This window comes from Nonomuraea sp. NPDC049624 (assembly GCF_040675255.1).
Lineage (GTDB): Bacteria > Actinomycetota > Actinomycetes > Streptosporangiales > Streptosporangiaceae > Nonomuraea.
The window spans coordinates 862,792-881,353 of sequence record NZ_JBFAOR010000002.1 but is presented as its reverse complement, the minus strand read 5'-3'; the positions used below and the strand labels follow the sequence as shown (position 1 = coordinate 881,353).

Here is an 18,562-nt window from a genome sequence, read left to right as displayed (position 1 = left end):
AGGAGGGCTGAAACAGGGGCAAAGCGCCGCAACAATCGGGCGTCGTGGCAACGAATCGGGAAATCCATATCACCTCGGCGACCATCGGCAAGACGCGGCAACGGGTGGAGTCCGAGCTGAAGAAGGAGATCATCGGCTTCGTCAAGGGCCTGGTCCCGCTCACGGCCGTGGACGGCCTGGGCTTCGGCGTCCTGGGCAACATGATCATCGCCGGCACGTACCGGTCCGTCATGGACCGCGCCGAGGGCCTGATGACGGAGGCCGAGGACGCCCTGGACGGCTGGTGCGGCGCGCTGACCGTCTGCGAGCGCAACTGGCGCGCGGCCGAGGACGCCAGCATCATCCAGTACCGCAAATGAGCGACCCCTACCTCAAGGCCGTCAACAAGGGCCGGGGCGGCTCGGGCGGCGGCGGTTCCCTGCTGAAGGCGGTCAACAAGGGCGGCTCCGTCGGGCCGCCGCGGTCGCCGTCGATCCCGCTCAACCCGGCCACCGGCAAGTTCGGCCCAGTCGGCGCCGGCGCCGGCTCCGCGGAGTCGCTCAGCACGAGGGTGCTGAACCTGCTGAGGAGCGTGGGCCGGTTCTCGCCGTACCTGGTGGCCGTGGCGGGCATCGTGGCGGTGGGCGCGGCGGACGAGTTCGCCATGGCCGAGGCGGCCAACACCTGGAAGTACGGCATCAGCGCCCGCCTCGACGACGGCGTCAAGAACCTCATGCCGCAGATCCTGGCCACCTCCAGGACCGGCTGGATCGCCGCCGACCAGACGGAGTTCGGCCGCGTGCAGGCGCTGTTCCACCAGGAGATCGGGGCGCTGCGCAACTCGTTCGGCGAGATCGGCGGCGTGCTGGACGAGGTGGCCGCCGGGGTCCGCAACTACTGGATGCAGATCGGCTCGACGGTCGTGTCGGGGATCACGCTGCTGCTCGCGGCCCTGCGGATGAAGACCACGCCGGTCCCGCAGGTCGCGGCGGCCGGGATGATCCTGGAGCACCTCGTCGGCACGGCGATGATCAGCGCCGCCGCCGTCATGACGGGGGCGCTGGCGCAGCTGCTCAGGGGCGGCATGCAGGTGCTCGGGACGCTGGTCAGGAAGCAGCACCAGTTCGGCTTCGTGCTGCCGGAGGGCGCGGCCGCCATCGACTTCGGCCGGGCCACGATCGACGCCAGAAACCTGCCCTCCTTCCAGGAGCCCGCCGCGCCCGGCCAGTTGCCCGCCGGCTACCAGAACTTCGACTGGGTCGTCCCCGAAGTGACCACCACGAAGCCCTGATTGTGGTTAACTCGCACGGATGTGCCCTATGGGAGGGATGGTGTCGGTGACGGATTTCGGGGACTTCGGCAACATCGACATGGACCGGCTCATTGACAGCATGGACCAGCAGCTCAGCAAGTCCGAGGAGCTGCAGAAGGCCATGTCCGCCCTGGTGGGCCGGGGGGAGGACGAAGGCCACCTGGTCGTCGTCGAGTACGCCCACGAGGGCCTGCGCACCCTGGACATCCGGCCGAAGGCGATGCGACTGAGCGCGGTCGAGCTGTCGGAGCGGATCAAGGCCGCCATCGAGGAGGCGACCGCCGACCTCCAGCGCCAGGCCGACGAGCTCATGACGGAGATGTTCGGCGAGGCCGGCAACCCGCTGCGCATGATGGAGAACCCCGACCGCGCGCTGCGCCACGTCCGCAAGGCGGAGGCCAGCTACGAACGGGCCTTCGAGGACGTTATGGGAGAACTCGACAGAATCCGTCGCGAACTGGACCTGTGATTGACCAGGGCGTTTGCTGACATGTCGAGAAGTTGTTACATCTTGGCCATTGAGTCTGCTGTTACTCCTGGGCTCTTTGGTGCTTATATGGGTTAGCGACCGAAATGATCGTTACGGAGGTGACGAGTGTCCGAATTCTTTGGGGCAAGCCCGAGCCAGATCAAGGTGGCCTCTGGCCACGTGGTGGACACCGCCCAGTACATCGAGGGTCTGAGGGTGTCGGTTGAGACGACCGCCAACGGTCTCCTCAACACCGGATGGCTCGGCCCGGCGGCGGCCCGGTTCAAGAACGCCATGACCAACTGGGACAACTCCATGCGGAACGTACGGACCGACCTGGAGGACATCGCCGACAAGATGGGCGTCAACGCGGTCGTCTACTCCGCGGCCGACCAGGACGTCCAGGCCGGTATGGGCCGCGTCGAGTCCCTGATCAACGTCGACATCAAGTAGGAGGGGGACCGCGGTGTCCGCTGAGCTCGACTTCACCAAAGTCAACTTTGGGCACATGGAGCTCGCCCAGAGCGACTTCATCCAGATCCTCGGTTCCTTCGAGCAGGCCACCGACGACCTGATGACCCGGCTGAAGAACGACCTGGCCGGCCATTGGGAGGGCCCGGACGGCGCCGAGTCGTTCTTCCGGCAGCACGAGCAGAAGTGGCAGGCCGCGGCCGCCCAGATGCGCGGGCAGCTGGACGAGCTGCAGAAGGCCGTCCAGATCGCGAACGAGAACTACCGCGCGGCCGAGAACCGCAACAAGTCCATCTGGTACGACGGCTGACGTCTTCTGCTCGGCCACCCGCGCGGTGGCCGAGCCTGGTGAGGGGAGGATCATGGCCGGGCTCGAACCCGAACCGTGGCCGGGGCTCGACGACACCGACGCCGAGCTCTACTACAACGTGGGCAAGATGCGGGCCATCGCCGACGACCTGGAGATCGCCCTGGCGGGCACGCAGGGCGCCGGCGGCAACAGGGACGGCGTCACCGGCTCGGTGGAGACCCTCACGAGGTACTTCGCGCTGGGCGAGGAGCACATAGGGCGGTGGCCGGCGGCCAGCGCCCTCGCGCACAGCGTGGGCAGCACCGGCGCGGACTCCGGCGGCCAGGGGTCCATGGAGGGCCGCGGAGCGCTGCTGACCGCCCTGTACCAGGACTACGTCGAGTGCTGCCAGAAACTGGTCAAGGCCATCAGGGACAGCGCCGACAGTTACGCCAAGACGAACCCGGGCCGAGAGTGAGCAGCGTTGGCTGAGCGCAAGGTCGACATCCGTGACAATTCCCGGCGGCCGAAGAGCGAGCCGGTCACTGCGTCGCGGGAGCAGATCGAGGGATGGCTCAAGGCGACCTCCGCCATGGAGGTGCACGACCGGGGCCTGTCCTACAAGCAGGTGGCCAAGGTCATCCGCGGGGTGGCCGACGCGCTGCCGCAGATCGGCAAGGATCTGTCCGGCGCCTGGCGGTCGGACAGCTCCGCCCAGGCGCAGCGGGCGCTCCAGCTGCTCAACGCCTCGGGGCACGAGATCGCCGAGGCCATGGAGAAGATGTCCGAGGCGCTGATCCTGTACGGGCGCGACTACCTGCCCAAGGCGATCGAAGAGGTCGAGGCGGCCAAGAACCAGAAGACGGCGGTCCCGGCGCCCTCGCCGGGACCGGCGCCGAAGCCGCCGTCCACGACGCCGTCGCCGTCACACACGCCGCCGGTGATCGACCACGCGCCGGAGCCCACGCCGGGCCTCACCAAGTCGCCCACGGAGATGCAGGCCGACGTCGCCCGGCGGGCGCTGGAGAAGCTCAACAACCACATCGTCGACCTGTACGACTTCCGGATCCCGGAGAGCGTCGTCGTCGAGCTGCCCGAGGTGAAGCCCGCCGAGGCGCCGGCTCCCGAACGGGACATGCCGCTCACCGACCCCTCGACGTACCGGAAGGGCGCGTACTGGACCGGCGGCGGCCATGACAGCGGCGGCACGGGCGGCTCGACCGGCTCCGGCACGCACGGCGGCTCCGGCGGATCAGGCGGTTCGGGCGGCTCCGGCGGATCGGGCGGCTCGGGCACCGGCGGCAACGACGGCGGCAACGGCACCGACCACCGCCCCGGGGACCAGAACCCCGGCGGCGACACCCCCGGCACCGACCGGCCGGACACCCCCGGGACGGACACGCCGGGCTCCGGCCAGCCGGGCGGCCAGGACACCGGAGCAGGGTCCGCCGGCTCGGCCACCACCGGCGACGGCACCACGCCTCCCGTGCTCGACAACAACACCACCGGCGACCGCGGCACCCAGTCGCCGGACGTGGACGTCCGCGACCCGCGCGCCACGGAGACCGCCGGTTACCACCCGACGACCACCCCCGGGTACCCCGGCACCCCGAACCAGCCGTTCGTGACCCAGCCCGCCTACCCCTCGCCGTCCGGGGGGACGCCCGCGGTGATCGGCGGCCCCGGCTCGTACGTCCAGGGCAGCGCGCCCGCGGCGGCGGCCAGGGCGGGCGCGATGGGCGGCGCGGGCATGCCGTTCATGCCGTTCGGCGGCGGCGGCGGACCGGCTCCCGAGGAGGGACAGGTCGAGACCTCGACCCTCCTGAAGGAGGACAACGACGTGTGGAGCCACCAGGAAGGCTCCATCTCACCGGTGATCGGCTAAGGAGGCGGCCATGGCGCTCGAACTGGACTCCAACTGGCCCGGCCTCGACGGGGACAAGGACAACTACACCAACCGCACGGAGATCAAGCGCATCGCCGGCGAGCTGAACGAGCTGCTCAAGAAGCTCAAGACCCCCTCGCCCCAGCCGGTGACGCAGTTCCTGACCGCGCCGGGGGCCAAGGTCCCCGATCCGCAGCTGCCCGTCGGCGCCGGCTCGCTGCCCGATCTCCAGCGCTACTGCGCGCTCAGCCAGAACCAGATGGGCGAGTGGCCCGCCGCCATGCACTTCGGGCTGGCGGTCAACTCGGCCTACGCGCAGCTGATCGGCGAGCCCGGCTCCACCGGCGGCCTGTACGCCTCCATGGTCGGGCAGGGCGACAGCACGGTGGAGGCGCTGCTCGACATCGCCAAGGCGTCCGGCGGGGCCGAGCAGGCGAACGAGGAAGCCGCCGCGCGGCGGGAGGTCTGACACCCATGGCCGAGCCGAAGAAGCAGACGCTCAAGCTCATCTACAACACCGGCCCGGTCGACACCTCCACCCCGGAGGTGTCGTTCCTGGGGAGCATGTTCACCGACACGCTCGACCAGGTCAAGGACTGGATCGACGCCACCGACCCGGAGTCGGTGAAGCTCGCCGGCCTCTATTACACGCGGGCCGAGGCGCTGCTGAACGGTTTCGCCGGCGACCTGAAGGCCAAGGCGACCGAACTGGCCGAGCACTACACGGGCCCGGCCGCCGTCGAGACGCAGAAGCAGCTCCAGACCCTGCACGCCAGCGTCCGCGAGCTGGCCAAGAAGCTCGGCGACATGGGCCGCCCGGTCCATGGGTACGGCCAGACGCTGAACTGGGCGCAGGCCAACGTGGTCGAGTCGATGGACCACGACTCGCGTACCGACCGCGACGTGGACTGGGCCGGGCGGGTGCCGTTCTACCGGCTGTACCGCGGGGACAAGCGGGCCGTCGAGCACCTCAAGAAGGTCAACGAGCGCATCGTCGAGCACTACAAGCAGCTGCCCTCCGAGGTCCAGAGCGCGCTGCCCGACCCGAGCGTCCCTGAGCTGCCGAACTACAACTACGGCGGCGGGATCGGGCCGGGGGCGCCGGGCGTGGACGGCAAGGGCGGGCCGGGCGTCTACCCCGTCTCCTCGTTCGGTCCGGACGCGGTGCCGGGCGGCCCCGGGTACATCGACGGCAAGATGCCGGGTGACGGGGGAGCGGGCGCCTACCCGGCGGTCCACTATCCCGACGGCTCCGGCACGAACGGCTCCGGCGTGAACGTCGGCGGCGTCCAGGGCTACGACCCCGGGGACAACCCGTACGGCGGGGGCGACTCCTCGGCGCTGAACGGCGCCTCTCTGGGCTCCGCGCCGACGGCTTCGACCGCCGACCTGCCCTCGGGCGCCGGCGACGGCACCACGCAGCTGGCCGGGTACGACCCGTCCATGTCGGGAATGCCCAACGGCGCCTATCCCACCACGACGGGCGGCTCGCCCTACGGTGGCGGCGGCGTGGGATCGGGGACCGCGGGCGGCTTCGCAGCGGGCGAGGGCGGGGCGGCGGGCGCCGCCATGCGCGGCGCCGGCGGCGCGGGCGGCTTCGTCTCCCCCGGCATGATGGGCGGAATGCCCGCTCGTGGCGGCGAGAGCGGCGAGAAGCGCGACAGCGAGAACACGACCTGGCTCGCCGAGGACGACGACGTGTGGGGCGGCCCGGAGGGCACCACGCCGAGCACGCTCACCTGAGGCCGCGCTGCGCGCTCACCCGGCGCCCGGAGCCGCCGCACCACGCCCGCGGGCCGATCCTCGCGACCGGCCCGCCCCTGGCGCGCGGCCCGCTGCCCGGCCGCGAGCCGTTCCCCGTGCGGGGAACGCAAGCGCGGGGAACGCAAGCGCGGGGAACGCAAGCGCGGGGAACGCAAGCGCGGGGGGCGCCCGCAGGCGCCGCCCCGCTCATGGACGCGCGGTCGCGTCAGCCCCAGTGTCAGCCGCAGTATCGGCCCCCGTGTCGGCCGCAGCGTCAGCCGCAGTGCTCGAAGGGGCTGTCGTACGCGTTGGAGCCGATCGCGCCGCCCCACTTCACGCAGGTACGCAGGGCCTTGGCCCGGACCGGACCGGCGTAGTACTGGTAGCTGCCCGCGTCGGTGCTCCTGGCCTTGCCCTTGACCTCCAGGTAGGCCCGCACGGCCGCCTTGCCCGCGCCGCTGTTGCGCAGCGTGGTGACGCAGTTCTGGCCGGTGGAGGCGGAGTACAGCAGGACGACCCGGCCCTGGTTGCCGAGCGGCGCGGAGTCGATCTGCTTGTAGCCCGCGCCGCAGACCTGCTCGGCCGAGTACGGGTTGCCGCCGCCGGTGCTGGGCTTGCCCGGGTTGGCCGGCGCGGGCGTGCCGCCGCCGCCCTGGCAGTTGTTCGACTTCAGCGTCTGGTGGGTGTAGCCGAAGGTGGCGCCGTTGAACCTGGCCGCCACGATCTTGCCCGACGACGTGCGCTGCTCGTAGTGCAGGTGGGCGATGATGCCCTTGTACTTGGCCGAGGTGTTGCCCACCTGGCCGACCTGCTGGCCCTGCGCGACGTTCGCGCCCACGGAGACCGTGCGCTTCTTCATGTGGGCGTACAGCGAGACGCTGCCGTCGGCGTGCCGGATCTTGACCACGTTGCCGAAGCCGTCGGTGGTCCGGTACTCCGACATGATGACCTTGCCGGCCGCCGAGGCCACCACGGTACGGCCCATGTCGGCGTTGCCGTCGTTGTACGAGCCGTTGAAGTCGATCTCGTAGCCACCGGTGTGCGCGCTGCTGTCGTTGCTGTCGCCGGTCCAGGTCTCGCCACACGGGAACGGAAGCTGGTGGACGACGGCGGCGCTGGCGCTGGCCGCGCTGGTGCCGGTGAGGGGCAACGCGGCGATGCCGCACACGCCCACAATCAGGGTCTTGATCCGCATATGGGAAAGGCTGCCATCCTGATCAACGGCCAGTCTAGATCATTCGCAAAGTGTTCACGCTAAAAGTTGATATTTGTCGATATCGTAGCCAGGACTGTGCAAAACGCAGTTTTCGGACAGGGAGGGTCGGATGGGCGCAGGGGAGAGCACCACGCCTGGTCTGGGGCAATACCCGCAGGGGGGCTCCCTCGCCGGGGCCACGATCCAGTTCAAGGACAAGAAGATCAGCGAGCTCGGCAGCAACATGGCCGAGCAGGAGCCCGGCATGGGCACGATCGAGACGAACACCAAGGCGATCAGCGTCGACTTCCCCGGGTTCGGCATCGTCGGCATCGGCCTCTCGTACGCCCACGACCAGATCAAAGGCGGCGCGAGCGGCGTGATCAGCATGGCCAGGACCGCCCTGCGCGACTACAAGACCGCACTTGAGCAGCTCGAGAAGAACTACGAGAAGGTCGACAAGGACAACGACGGCCTGATCAGCCAGTACGGCGACGACAATCCCACCGGTCCCGGCGGGCCCACCGGGCCCGGTCCGGGCGGCATCGACCCGAACAGCTTGGGCGGCGGGGGCGGCAAGATGCCACCGATCGACATGCCGGACGACAAGCTCCCGGACAACAAGCTGCCGGACAAGCTCCCCGACAACAAGCTGCCGGACGACAAGTTCCCCGACGACAAGTTGCCCGACGACAAGTTGCCGGACAACAAGCTGCCGGACCAGAACATCCCGAAGCCCGACTATCCCGACCCCAGCAAGCTGAACCCGAACCTGCCGGACCCCAACGGGCTGAACACGAACCTGCCGAAGACGCCGTCCATCGAGGACCAGCTCAACCACGGCATCCCGGACCCGTCCCAGACCAAGCTGTCCGGTCTGGACCCCAACGCCCTGAACTCCGCCATTCCCGGCACCGGCAATCTGACCGGCCGTCCCATCGATTACCCCACGACGGGCGGCTACGGCGGCTCGTCGGGCCCCGGCGGGACCACCACGGGCGCGGGAGCGGCCGCCGCCGGGCGCGGTGCCGGCATGCCGGGCATGTCAGGCATGCCGTTCATGCCCATGTCGGGCGGCGCGGCCGGCAACGACCAGAACCGCGATCGGGAGAAGGCCGAGTACGTACGCGGCGACGAGAACGACTGGGTGGACGACATGGACATCGCACCGCCGGTCATCGGCGAGTGAGAAAGGGCAGGACGAGATGGCCCAATACGACAGCGACCGGTGGCAGATCCTCTCGGCGGCCGCCATGGCCGGCGCGTCCGCCTTGGTGCTGAGCCAGTACCCGATAGCCAGGAACCTGGCGCTCATGATCGGGACGCTCGTGTCCAACCCGGGGGACATAGCCAAGGCGGCGGTGGAGTGGGTGGCGCCGACCGACGGCCATTCGGGGGTGGACTTCGAGTCCATCAAGACGGAGCTCGTCAAGCTGAAGAAGGACATCGAGGAGAAGGGGTACTGGAAGGGGCCGGCCTGGTTCGTGTTCAGCGAGTCCGTGGACCTGTTCGCCGAGCAACTGGAAGCCGCCTCGACGTACTTCAAGGGCGTCGGCGGCGGCATGGAGCACATTGCCACGGTCTACCACTGGGCCGTGCTGGTCGCGGTCGCGGTGGCCTTCGCCATGGGGCTCGCAGCCGTGTGGGAGCTGGCGTCCTATCTCATCCCCGGCCCAGGCAAGCTCGCGGCCAGGATCACGATCAGCGGCTTCCTCACCGCGCTCGGGCATGCCCTCAGGAACGTCGTCAGCAAGAAGGTGAAGTCCGTGGCGGTGCTGACCGGCGTCCTCGTCATGGTGAACGGCATGTGCGCCATGGCGACCAAGTCCATCGAGCAGGGCCGCCCCAAGCCCGACTTCGCACCCGCCGCCCTGGAGTACGCGCCCCCCACCAGCGAGGAGGCGCCCGGCACCCTGCAGCGCAAGAACGGCGGCATGCCGAGCATGAACCTGCCCGGCGGCGGCCTCATCTAGCCGGGTCGCACCCCCGCCCGGCGGTCGCCGGGCGGGGCGTCGCTCACTGGGCCGTCACCTGCATCGGTGACCGAGCCGCCGCCGGGTCGAGCGCCGGGCCCTCCGGGATCAGGTGGACGAGGTTGTAGGGCACCGGCGTGACGTCCTCGGCGCCGTACCCCAGCTTGTTGATCTGGTCCCCGCTCTGCAGCGGGAACTTCCTGCCCTGGTCGGTGAGCAGGAAGTAGGTCTGCATGAACGCCTTCTGGCCGTCCCCGGGCAGCAGGCCGCCCAGCGCCGCGCCTCCGGCGGGCAGCAGCACCTGGTCGAAGTGCTCCTGGTCGCTGCGGGCCGCGGGCACGGGAATGGCCATCGTCGCGCCGACCGTGATCTTCGCCTGCGCGGAGCCGTTCTGCGTGTCGGCGTACACCGCGCACAGCGCCGCCGAGGACGTGACCGTTCTGGGCAGGCTCGTCGGCAGGCCGCCGACCGTGAGGATCTCGCGGGAGGTCCTGGCGTTCGCGGTGGCCGCGTCGATCTCGATCGGGACGGCGGCGCGCCTGCCGTACGCGGCCTTGGTCTTCGGGTCGGCGAGCAGCAGCGTCGCCTGGGTGAGGTTGACGGGGGCGAGGCCGTCGGCGAGCAGCACGTACCAGCGGTCGGGGGCCCCGCCCATGCCCTTCACGGTGTAGACCTGACCGACCGCGCCCCTGCCGCCCCCGGGGGCGACGGCGCGCCGGCCCAGGCCGGTGATGGCCGGCGGCATGAAGTCGGGGCCGGGAGGGATCGCGTTGATCCAGGTCGAGGGCACCCTTCTGGGATGCGCGTTGAGCGCGCGCACACCCGTGTCGCTCACCTTCATGCGCCGGTCGTTCCAGACCACCCAGCCCTGCTGCCCGTCCGTGACGACCAGCGCGTCGCCGCCCACGGGTGTCCCGCCGACGTCCTGTCCGCCCACCAGCGTGACGTACGGCCCTCGCGCCCCGGCGGCCTGCGCCGGCTCGGTCACGCAGGCCGACCACGGGCCCTTCACCAGCTTCTCGCGGGCCGGAAGGCTGTCCGGCGCGCCCGCGATGCCCACCAGCGGCCCGCGCGGCAGCGTCGCCAGCGACGCGGCGGAGACGTTGCGCACCTTGAAGTCGGTCGCGTCGAGCAGCAGCAGCGCCGAGACGTAGTTGGCCGTCGGCAGCAGCCGCCCCTGCTCCTGGCTGTAGACGTAGGTGGCGCCCGTCTCCTCCTCGACCAGGAGCTGGCCGGCCTCGGTCAGGTTCGTCGCGCCGCCTGGCTTGAGCAGCCCCCAGATCCCGAACACCGCCGCGATGAGCACGCCCACGAGCACGCCGCAGAACATCGCCACGTTGAGCCGCCGCATGGGCGTCTCCGGCACATCGGGCTCAGCCTGCAGCAACGCCATGCCCAGGCGCTGCTGCATCAGCCGATGAGCCTGGTAGAGGTCCTTCCGGGTCTGCATGTCACCTCTCCCCGTATCGCAGGGATCAGCATAGAACGCTCTTGTGTCATGAACCCCTACGGAAGTAGCAAACCCCAATAGAACGCCCACGGAACGAAGGCCACACCCGCCACGACGAGCAGGCCCAGCCGTACCCGCTCACCGGTCGCGCGTTCCCGCCGCCACGTGCGGGCCGCGAACACCGTCGCCACGACGGTGGCCACCGCCACGGCCTGCAGCGCCAGCCAGACGAGCGGCCTGCCGAGAAGCATCGGCCCGGGCGCGGCCAGCTTCCCGCCGGTGGAGATCAGATAGAACAGGTAGGCGAACCCGCCGATCACCACCCCCAGCCCTCCAGCACTGACCACCCGAGCCGCCACCGTCCCCCTGACCGACGTGCCTTGGGCCATTGTCGTTTCTTCGGTCGGCGTGCCTGGGGCCGGTGTCGTTTCTTTGGCCGGGGTGCCCCGGCCCGCGCCGCGGCCTCGGATCCGCCGGACCGCGGCTACCGCCGGATATCCGGCGAACCCGGCCAGGAACAGCGCCAGCACCGCCGTCTGCGCGAAGGCCGACTCCCACCAGGCGGGAGGCGGCGTCCCGACGGAGTCCTCCGCCTGGACGGGCGCGGGCCCCGACACCTCCGCGACCGGAGCCCGACCCGAGGTCGCCTTCGCCACCCAGCCGCCCACCAGCTCGGCGTAACCGGGAGCGAGCTCGGGCAGACGCGTGACGCCGCCGTCCGGGGTCACGTGAGCCGCGTGATCGGCCTTCTCGAAGAACCGGAACGTGTACCGCCTGTTGCCGCCCTTCTCCAACGCCGCGCGGAACAGCGGCGGCGTCTCGCGGGGCGGGGTCAGCAGGTCGTGCACGCCCCAGATCGCCAGCACCGGCTGCCGTACCGCGGCCAGGACCGGCTCGGGGTCGTAGTAGGGCTCCGGGAACATGCCCCCGTCCGCGATCACCCGGTACAGGTTCGGCTCGGCGTGATCGACCAGCGACCCGCCGACCCCCGCCTTGCGCAACCCGGCCGCCACGGCCCACGACTGCTGACGCAGGGGTCGCAACGCGTTGGCCCCGACCACCACCACGAACGCGATGTCCTTGGACTTGGAGGCGGCGAGCGGCGCCACCCACCCGCCCTCGCTGAGCCCCCAGACGCCGACCTTGCCGGGATCGACCCCGGGCTCCTTGCGCAGCGTCGCGACCGCGCCGAGCGCGTCCTCGGCGAGCTGCGCGTACGACCGCTGGAACAGCGAATAGCCCACCGAACGCTTGTCGTAGATCAGGACGGTCAGGCCCTGCCGGGCGAAGGCGACGGCCTCACCCAGCAGCTTCTCCCGAGGCGTCCCCGTCCCCGCCCCATGCACCAGAACAACCCCAGCCCGCCCGGCCACCCCGTTCCGGCTCTCCCCAGGCGCCCGCCTGGTCTGGGACGTGCCCTCGGTCTGTGCTGTGCCTCCGGTCTCGGGCGTACTCCCGGTCTGTGCTGTGCCTCCGGGCTGCGGCGTACTCGGGGCCTGTGCCGCGCCGCCGGAAGGGCTGATCACGTTGGCTGACGGGCTGATCACGCTGCCGTGCAGCTCCAACCCGCCGCTGCCGCGGAACGTCACCTCATGAACCATCAGGTCACCCGGAACCGCAAGGCCGCCTGGAGCCGCCTGGCCACCCGGAACCGTGAGGCCACCCAGAGCCGCCAAGCCGCCTGGAGCCGCCTGGCCACTGGGAGCCGCCAGGGTGCCCGGAACCGCCGGGCCCGCGCGATCGGGCGGGATCGACCCGGCCCCGGCGGCGCGCCGTCCATCGCCGGCCTTCGAAGCGAGATCAGCGGTCGTTACGGCGTTCGACGTGAGGTCGGCGGCGGGCTCGGTACGCCCCAGCCCGGGCGTACCGAGCCATAACAGGACGCCGGCGACGGCGCTGAGGGAGACGGCGGCAGAGGCCGTGAAGACGTTTCGCATACTGCCGACAGTAGTCTGCAGAGAGATCTCGGCAAAGACATGTCTGCAGATATCGTTCTCAAGGACTAGCCTGCTCCTCATGAAGGACGACGAGCCCCTGGTGCTTCACGATCCCGACCGGCTCAAAGCCCTGGCCCATCCCATGCGCCGCCGCATGCTGACCCACCTGAACATCCATGGCCCCGCCACCTCCACCACCCTCGGCGAACTGCTCGGCGCCAAGACCGGCACCACCAGCTACCACCTGCGCCAGCTGGAGAAGTACGGTTTCATCGAGGAGATCCCCGAACGTTCCTCCGGTCGCGAACGCTGGTGGCGCCGCGCCGACCTCCCCAGGGACATCCGCCTCCCCGAGCCCGGCGACCTCGGCCCGGAGGATCAGGCGGTCCTGACCGAGTTCCACCGAATCGGGCTGGAGGAGGACCGCGCCTTGCTGGACCGCCTCCCCGCCGCCTTCCAGACCGACCCCGACTGGGTGAAGGGCTCCCGGGGGCTCGCCCGCATGACCAAGGACGAGCTCAGGGAGTTCCACGACGCCTACGTGGCCCTGCTCCTGAAATACAGCCATCCCGCGGACGAGGCCCCACCCGACGCCCGCCCCCTGTACGTCCGCATGTACACCCTCCCCGCCGACGACACCTGACCCCACACCCTCGCCGCCCCCACGCGCCGGGCCCCAGGGAGGCGGCGCGGAGCGGCGTGGGCCCGTACACCCTCGCCGTCCGACGCTCCCGAACCTGGACGCCAGACACGGTCCGCCAGACCTCCGTGGCTCACACGCGGTGGGACTCGGAAGGGCTGGCTCGGAATGGGCGGGCGCGTACACCCTCCCGTCCGGCAAGCATGATCTTGGATGCCACGCACAGGCCGGGCGGGGCCCCGGCGTCCCTCAAGAGGTGGGCGACGTGGGATAGGCCGGATGGCTACGGCTGAGCAGTTCAGGAGGCTCAGGTGGGGCGGGGCGGGGCGGGGCGGGAGGCTGGGTGGGTGGGTCAGGGGGTGTCGGGGAGGGCTGTCTGGATGGGGGTGATGTTGCCGGTGGTGACCAGGAGGCCGCGTCCGGGAGGGCCGCCGCCCGCCCCGCGGGGCAGTCGGATGCTGAAGAGGTCGCCGTCGGTCGGGCCCTGGACCGACAGGAGCACGCCCGTACGTGACTTGCGGGTCTCGGCCACGAACCCGCGATAGGCGACCGCCAGGTCACCGGTGGAGCCGGCGATCAGCAGGCCGTGATCGCCGTCCCGGCCCGAGCGCAGCACCTCCTCCAGGGACGTGCCCAGCGGTGAGTCCGCGTCGACCAGCTCGGCGTCGTCCACGACCACGACGTACTGGCCCAGGTCCGCGACCAGTTCGGGCAGGTTGGCGGCGTTCCCGTCCAGGACGGCCACCGCGTCCGCGAGGTCGCGCAGCGGGCTTCGCCGGGGGGCGACGGCGACGACCGGCGTGCCGGCGGCGATGAGCGACCGCGCCGCCGTCACCAGCACGGACGACCGCCCCGACCGCGACGGCCCCGCGATCACCGCGCCCGGCCCGTGGGCCAGCAGATCGACGCCGAGGGGAGTGAGCGCGTCCCCACCCGCGCCGACCAGCGCCCACAACGGTGACGGCGGGGTGAACGCCGGATCGAGGTCCATCGTCTGGGACGCGGTGACCCGCATCGGCAGCGCGTCGACGCGCAGCGGCCGTTCGCCCGCCCAGCGACGCCCCCCGCCCCCGCCTCCGGCGGCCTGCGGGCTCGCGCTACGCGCCAGGGCCTGCAGCGCGGCGACCTGGGCGGGGCCCGCGGGGTCGGCGGAGAGGAGGGCGATGTGGTGTTCGGTGATGCCGTGCTCGCCCAGCGACAGGGCACGCCCCGGAGGCATGGACGCGGGCAGGCCCTTGAGCGGGAACCCGGCCAGCCCGTAGTCGGACGTGTCGGACAGGCGCAGCAGCAGGCGGTCGTCGAAGACCGTCGAGACCTGGCCGAGCAGCCCGGACCGATCGCTGGTGACCACCGCCCGCAAGCCCACCGCCGGGCCCTCGCGCAGGAGCTGGAGCAGGGCTTCGATCAGGCGGCCGTAGTCGTAGCTCTCGAACGCGGCGACGAACCCCTCCCAGCGGTCGAGCATGAACACCAGCCACGGCAGGCGGTGACCGGCCTGGCGGTATTCGGCGAGCGAGGCGTGCCCCGCCTCGGCCAGCAGTTGCTGGCGGCGGCCCACCTCGGCGCGCAGCCGGCCGAGCAGCCGCTCCACCCGTTCGATCTGGTCGCGGGTGACGACGGCGCCGCAGTGGGGCATCGCCATGACGGGCAGGAGCGCGCCCGAGCCGCAGTCCACCGCGTGGACGTGCACGTCGGCGGGCGACGTCCGGGCCGCGATGGCGCCCGCGATGGTCCGCAACGCCGTCGAGCGGCCGCTCCGCGGAGCGCCCGCGATCAGCAGGTGGCCGCCGTTGGCCAGGTCGAGCGCCAGCGGGCAACGATCCTGCCGCCACGGACGGTCGGTCACTCCGAACGCCAACGGCGCCACCTCCTCGAACCCGCCGCCGGCCCCCTCCGGCGGGGCGGCGGGCAGGTCGAGCACCAGGTGGGTGGGCAGGGGGTCGAGCCACGGGCTCGGCTGGGCCGGGACGCCCGCCAACCGCCCTGCCTCGACCAGCGCGTCCGCGACCAGGCTGAGATCGGTGACCGCCGACTCCTCCACCGGCTCCGCAGGCGGCGGAAGCGGCCTGCCGAGCGAGCGCCAGTCCACGTCGAGCACCCGCAGCCGCCCGGCCGGCCCCCCGGCGGACGGAACACGCGCGGGGCTGCGCCCGCCCACCCTGGCCGTCTGGACGGCGATCGCCGCCCCCGCCCCCGACCGCACGTAACACCGGCCAGGGGTGGACTTGGAGATCGAGGCCGCGTCGGGCAGGTCGATGACGTCGGTGGACTCGGCGGGCTCGGTCACCCGCAGCGCGATCCGCAGCGAGGTGTTGGCCTGGATGTCGGCCGTGACCACGCCGGCCGGCCGCTGGGTGGCCAGGATCAGGTGGATGCCCAGCGAACGGCCCCGCCGCGCGATGTCCACCAGACCGGCCACGAAGTCGGGCAGCTCGGCCACCAGCGCGGCGAACTCGTCGATGATCAGCACCAGGCGTGGCATGGGGGCCTGGCCGGCGTAGTCGTCGATGTCCTTGGCGCCCGCCGCCAGCAGCAGGCGTTCCCTGCGCCGGATCTCGGCTGCCAGCGAGTCGAGGGCCCGCTGGGTCAGGTGCCCGTCGAGGTCGCTGACCATGCCGACGGTGTGCGGCAGGCGTACGCACTCCTTGAAGGCCGCGCCGCCCTTGTAGTCGATCAGCACGAACGTGAGCTGGTCGGGCCGGTTGGCCACCGCCAGCGCGCAGATCAGCGTCTGCAGCAGCTCGGACTTGCCCGCGCCGGTGGTGCCGGCGATCAGCCCGTGGGGGCCGTCGAGCTTGAGGTCGACCGAGAACGGGCCGTCGGGGCCGACGCCGATCAGCGCCTCGGTCGTGCCGCGGGCCCGCCACCGGCCGGCCAGCTCCTTGCCGGACGGGTCGGGCATGCCCATCAGGTCGAGCAGGCGGACGGCACCGGGCAGGTTGCCCGACGGATCGTCGCGGCTCACGTCGCGGATGGGGGACAGGGCCCTGGCCAGCCGGTCGCACCAGGCGGACGAGACCAGGTCGCCCAGCACCGGCCCGATCACGTCGAGACCGCCGCCGAGCAGGCGGACCAGGCCGTCGGAGCCGCACGCCGCCACCGTCTGGCACTCCTCGGGCAACAGCCGCTGGTCGTCGTCGATGGCGAGGGTGAACACCCCGGACCGGGGACCCTGCCGCAGGACCTGGGGCATGTTGGGCAGGCCGCGCAGGATCTGGGCGCCGTCGAGGATCACCAGGACGTCGTGGGGACGGACGTCGTAGGAGGAGAAGCTGGGCTTCTCGGGGCCACCCAGATCGTCCCAGCCTGTGGGGATCTTGCCGAACTCGGGGATGGCGGTGTTCTGGCGTTCGTCGATGAGCGCGGCCAGCTCGGCGACGCGGCGGGCGGCCGATTCGGGGTCGGTGCCGACCAGGGCCACGCAGTCTTCGCCCGAGCGCGGGGCGCAGTGCGGCAGCCAGCGCGTCCAGCCCCAGCGGCGTTCGCCGTCGGCGCGCGCGGACACGACCACGATGGCCAGGTCGCGCGGGCTGTGCAGGGTGGCGGCCTGGGCGATCAGCCAGCCGGCCAGGCTGGTCGCGGCCCCGCGCGGGCCGGTGACGCCCGCGACGCCGAGCCGGCGCATGGCCAGCGCCACCGGCACGGCGCGGCAGAGCGGCGGGTCGATCGGGCCGCCCTGCTCCTCCGACAGGTCGAGGTTGGCGGGCAGGTCGGCGAGGCCCACGCGCAGCCGCAGCGAGTCGGCGTCGTGGATGCGGCGCTCCCACAGGCGCCTGCGCGGCCCGGTCGCCGTGAGCAGGACCTGGGCCGGGTCGGGCGCGTCGGACCTGCGCGCGGCCTCGTCGGCGGCCCTGGCCCGCTCGACCTCCTCGTCGTAGGCCCGGACGCGTTCGCCGAACTCCTTGAGCGCCTGCTTGTGCTTCTTCCTGCCGTGACGGCGGTCGCTGACCCACTGGCCGATCATGATGATCGGCGTCATCAGGGCGACGAGCAGGTAGTAGGGGGCGTGCAGGGCGAAGGCCAGCGTCACGCCGAGCACGGCGGGCAGGAGCGCGGCCAGCAACTGCAGCCGCATGCCCTCGGACCTGGTCGGCTCCTTGGGCCTGACGAACGTGCGCTCCGGCTCGGGGCGGCGCAGCCTGGGCGGCCGGTTGTAGGCGAGCCCGCCCTCGGCCCTGGGCGCGAGGTGGGCGTCCTTCGGCTCGATCGAGGTGAGCACGAACACCGAGGAGCCGCAGGTCAGCACCGCCTGGTCGGGCCACTCGGCGGGCCCGGTGAGCGCCCTGCCGTCGAGCTCGGGCATGTCGCCCTGTTCGGCGGCGAGCTCGGCCGCCTCCCGCTCGGCGACCCGCGCGGTCAGCTCGGCGACCTCCTCGGCCCACCGCCCCTTCAGCTTCAGCCTGGAGGTCTGCCCGGAGCTCTGCCGGTGCGCCCGCTCGACGGTGATCGCGTCGGGCGTCACGCGCACGGCGACGGCCTCGGCGGCCAGCAGGGGATCGGCGACGGCCATCGCGCAGGTCGGGTCGGACCCGATGACGTGCACGCCCAGCCCCAGCCGGTGGACGGCCCCCGCCGCCGGGCCGCCGATCACGCGGATCTCGGCCACCCCGCCCGGCTCCTCGACCACGGTGGCGCGGGCCAGGCGCGGGTCGAGCGTGACCTTGTCGCCGTCGCGCAGGACGGCCGCCGCCGGCGCCCGCGGATCGAGCGGACGCCCGTCGCGCCACAGCAGCGCGCCGGAATCGCCGGGAACGCCGGCGGGGACGTCGAGCCGGTCGGGGACGCGCGGACGGGGGATGCGCGCCTCGGCCCCGCCCCGCCCCCCGGCCTCGGGCGCCAGGCCGTAGGGCGCGCGGGTCCGCGGCAGGTGGACGACCTTCGCCATGGACGTGCGCCCGCTCAGCGCCTCGGTCACCCCGGCCACCGTGGCGCCGCCGTCGCCGTCGATCACGACGTCGCGGTCGCCCTGCTCGCCGAGCACGGTGAGCATGATCCGCATGTGCCGTCTCCTCGCTCGACCTCGGGCGCCAAGGTAGCGCCAGAAGCGAGAGTAGGCGTCCCGGTTGACGGCACCGGCATGAGAACGCGGTTCTGTGGATAACTCGCGCGCCGAGGGTCACGATCAAGCCTGAAAAAGTTGTGATTACTGCGACTCAAGATAAAACTGTGACCAGCATGCCGATAAATCGGTATTCGTCAACTTGGTAGAGACAATAGGC

At 71.6% G+C, this 18,562-nt stretch carries 16 protein-coding genes; 12 read left to right on the top strand and 4 right to left on the bottom strand.

Annotated features, from left to right (window positions below):
* The first annotated feature begins 44 nt into the window (after nt 1–44).
* From AB0J76_RS10315 to AB0J76_RS10275, 9 genes are all read left to right on the top strand, one after another.
* On the top strand, nt 45–359 hold the full coding sequence (locus AB0J76_RS10315; RefSeq protein ID WP_352325330.1) for a hypothetical protein: 315 nt from the start codon (nt 45–47) through the stop codon (nt 357–359).
* Entirely contained in the window at nt 356–1,270 is a 915-nt protein-coding gene (locus tag AB0J76_RS10310) for a hypothetical protein (RefSeq protein WP_352325328.1), read from the top strand. Before AB0J76_RS10315 ends, AB0J76_RS10310 begins: the two co-directional genes overlap by 4 nt.
* A gap of 46 nt (nt 1,271–1,316) precedes the next feature.
* Nucleotides 1,317–1,760, top strand: coding sequence for a YbaB/EbfC family nucleoid-associated protein (locus AB0J76_RS10305; RefSeq protein WP_352325326.1), 444 nt, complete (start codon nt 1,317–1,319; stop codon nt 1,758–1,760).
* Nucleotides 1,761–1,886: 126 nt separating this feature from the next.
* Complete coding sequence (locus tag AB0J76_RS10300) at nt 1,887–2,213, top strand: WXG100 family type VII secretion target (RefSeq protein WP_352325325.1); 327 nt, start codon at nt 1,887–1,889, stop codon at nt 2,211–2,213.
* A gap of 13 nt (nt 2,214–2,226) precedes the next feature.
* A complete protein-coding gene (locus AB0J76_RS10295) occupies nt 2,227–2,541 on the top strand; it encodes a WXG100 family type VII secretion target (RefSeq protein ID WP_352325324.1) in 315 nt (104 codons plus the stop codon).
* Between the two features lie 52 nt (nt 2,542–2,593).
* Nucleotides 2,594–2,998: a hypothetical protein gene (locus AB0J76_RS10290; RefSeq protein WP_352325323.1), complete on the top strand. Its 405-nt coding sequence runs from the start codon at nt 2,594–2,596 to the stop codon at nt 2,996–2,998.
* A gap of 6 nt (nt 2,999–3,004) precedes the next feature.
* Nucleotides 3,005–4,405, top strand: coding sequence for a hypothetical protein (locus AB0J76_RS10285; protein ID WP_352325322.1), 1,401 nt, complete (start codon nt 3,005–3,007; stop codon nt 4,403–4,405).
* Between the two features lie 10 nt (nt 4,406–4,415).
* Entirely contained in the window at nt 4,416–4,874 is a 459-nt protein-coding gene (locus tag AB0J76_RS10280) for a hypothetical protein (protein WP_352325321.1), read from the top strand.
* A 5-nt stretch (nt 4,875–4,879) separates the two neighbouring features.
* Nucleotides 4,880–6,148: a hypothetical protein gene (locus AB0J76_RS10275; protein ID WP_352325320.1), complete on the top strand. Its 1,269-nt coding sequence runs from the start codon at nt 4,880–4,882 to the stop codon at nt 6,146–6,148.
* A 274-nt stretch (nt 6,149–6,422) separates the two neighbouring features.
* Here AB0J76_RS10275 and AB0J76_RS10270 read toward each other — a convergent pair whose 3' ends face one another.
* On the bottom strand, nt 6,423–7,343 hold the full coding sequence (locus tag AB0J76_RS10270; RefSeq protein WP_352325319.1) for a M23 family metallopeptidase: 921 nt from the start codon (nt 7,341–7,343) through the stop codon (nt 6,423–6,425).
* Nucleotides 7,344–7,473: 130 nt separating this feature from the next.
* On the opposite strand from AB0J76_RS10270, the gene AB0J76_RS10265 reads away from it, so the two are divergent.
* Both AB0J76_RS10265 and AB0J76_RS10260 read left to right on the top strand, forming a co-directional pair.
* A complete protein-coding gene (locus AB0J76_RS10265) occupies nt 7,474–8,532 on the top strand; it encodes a hypothetical protein (RefSeq protein WP_352325318.1) in 1,059 nt (352 codons plus the stop codon).
* A gap of 16 nt (nt 8,533–8,548) precedes the next feature.
* Nucleotides 8,549–9,316: a hypothetical protein gene (locus AB0J76_RS10260; RefSeq protein WP_352325317.1), complete on the top strand. Its 768-nt coding sequence runs from the start codon at nt 8,549–8,551 to the stop codon at nt 9,314–9,316.
* Nucleotides 9,317–9,359: 43 nt separating this feature from the next.
* Here AB0J76_RS10260 and eccB read toward each other — a convergent pair whose 3' ends face one another.
* Together eccB and AB0J76_RS10250 are read right to left on the bottom strand one after the other, a co-directional pair.
* Complete coding sequence (gene eccB / locus AB0J76_RS10255) at nt 9,360–10,766, bottom strand: type VII secretion protein EccB (protein WP_352325316.1); 1,407 nt, start codon at nt 10,764–10,766, stop codon at nt 9,360–9,362.
* Nucleotides 10,767–10,822: 56 nt separating this feature from the next.
* The gene (locus AB0J76_RS10250) at nt 10,823–12,112 is read right to left on the bottom strand and encodes a prolyl oligopeptidase family serine peptidase (protein WP_352325315.1); all 1,290 of its coding nucleotides are present in this window, start codon (nt 12,110–12,112) and stop codon (nt 10,823–10,825) included.
* A gap of 670 nt (nt 12,113–12,782) precedes the next feature.
* Between AB0J76_RS10250 and AB0J76_RS10245 the strand changes: the two genes are divergently transcribed.
* Nucleotides 12,783–13,346 (top strand): helix-turn-helix domain-containing protein, encoded by a 564-nt coding sequence (locus AB0J76_RS10245; RefSeq protein ID WP_352325807.1) that lies wholly within the window; start codon nt 12,783–12,785, stop codon nt 13,344–13,346.
* Nucleotides 13,347–13,695: 349 nt separating this feature from the next.
* On the opposite strand, the gene AB0J76_RS10240 is transcribed toward AB0J76_RS10245, so the two are convergent.
* Complete coding sequence (locus AB0J76_RS10240) at nt 13,696–18,342, bottom strand: FtsK/SpoIIIE domain-containing protein (protein ID WP_352325809.1); 4,647 nt, start codon at nt 18,340–18,342, stop codon at nt 13,696–13,698.
* Nucleotides 18,343–18,562: the final 220 nt, after the last annotated feature.

Excerpts from the sequence above, each read along its gene's own strand:
- AB0J76_RS10265 (WP_352325318.1), top strand. The coding sequence starts at position 7,474 with ATGGGCGCAGGGGAGAGCACCACGCCTGGTCTGGGGCAATACCCGCAG.
- AB0J76_RS10270 (WP_352325319.1), bottom strand. The coding sequence starts at position 7,343 with ATGCGGATCAAGACCCTGATTGTGGGCGTGTGCGGCATCGCCGCGTTG.
- eccB (WP_352325316.1), bottom strand. The coding sequence starts at position 10,766 with ATGCAGACCCGGAAGGACCTCTACCAGGCTCATCGGCTGATGCAGCAG.
- AB0J76_RS10310 (WP_352325328.1), top strand. The coding sequence starts at position 356 with ATGAGCGACCCCTACCTCAAGGCCGTCAACAAGGGCCGGGGCGGCTCG.
- AB0J76_RS10240 (WP_352325809.1), bottom strand. The coding sequence starts at position 18,342 with ATGCGGATCATGCTCACCGTGCTCGGCGAGCAGGGCGACCGCGACGTC.
- AB0J76_RS10280 (WP_352325321.1), top strand. The coding sequence starts at position 4,416 with ATGGCGCTCGAACTGGACTCCAACTGGCCCGGCCTCGACGGGGACAAG.
- AB0J76_RS10275 (WP_352325320.1), top strand. The coding sequence starts at position 4,880 with ATGGCCGAGCCGAAGAAGCAGACGCTCAAGCTCATCTACAACACCGGC.
- AB0J76_RS10245 (WP_352325807.1), top strand. The coding sequence starts at position 12,783 with ATGAAGGACGACGAGCCCCTGGTGCTTCACGATCCCGACCGGCTCAAA.
- AB0J76_RS10260 (WP_352325317.1), top strand. The coding sequence starts at position 8,549 with ATGGCCCAATACGACAGCGACCGGTGGCAGATCCTCTCGGCGGCCGCC.
- AB0J76_RS10290 (WP_352325323.1), top strand. The coding sequence starts at position 2,594 with ATGGCCGGGCTCGAACCCGAACCGTGGCCGGGGCTCGACGACACCGAC.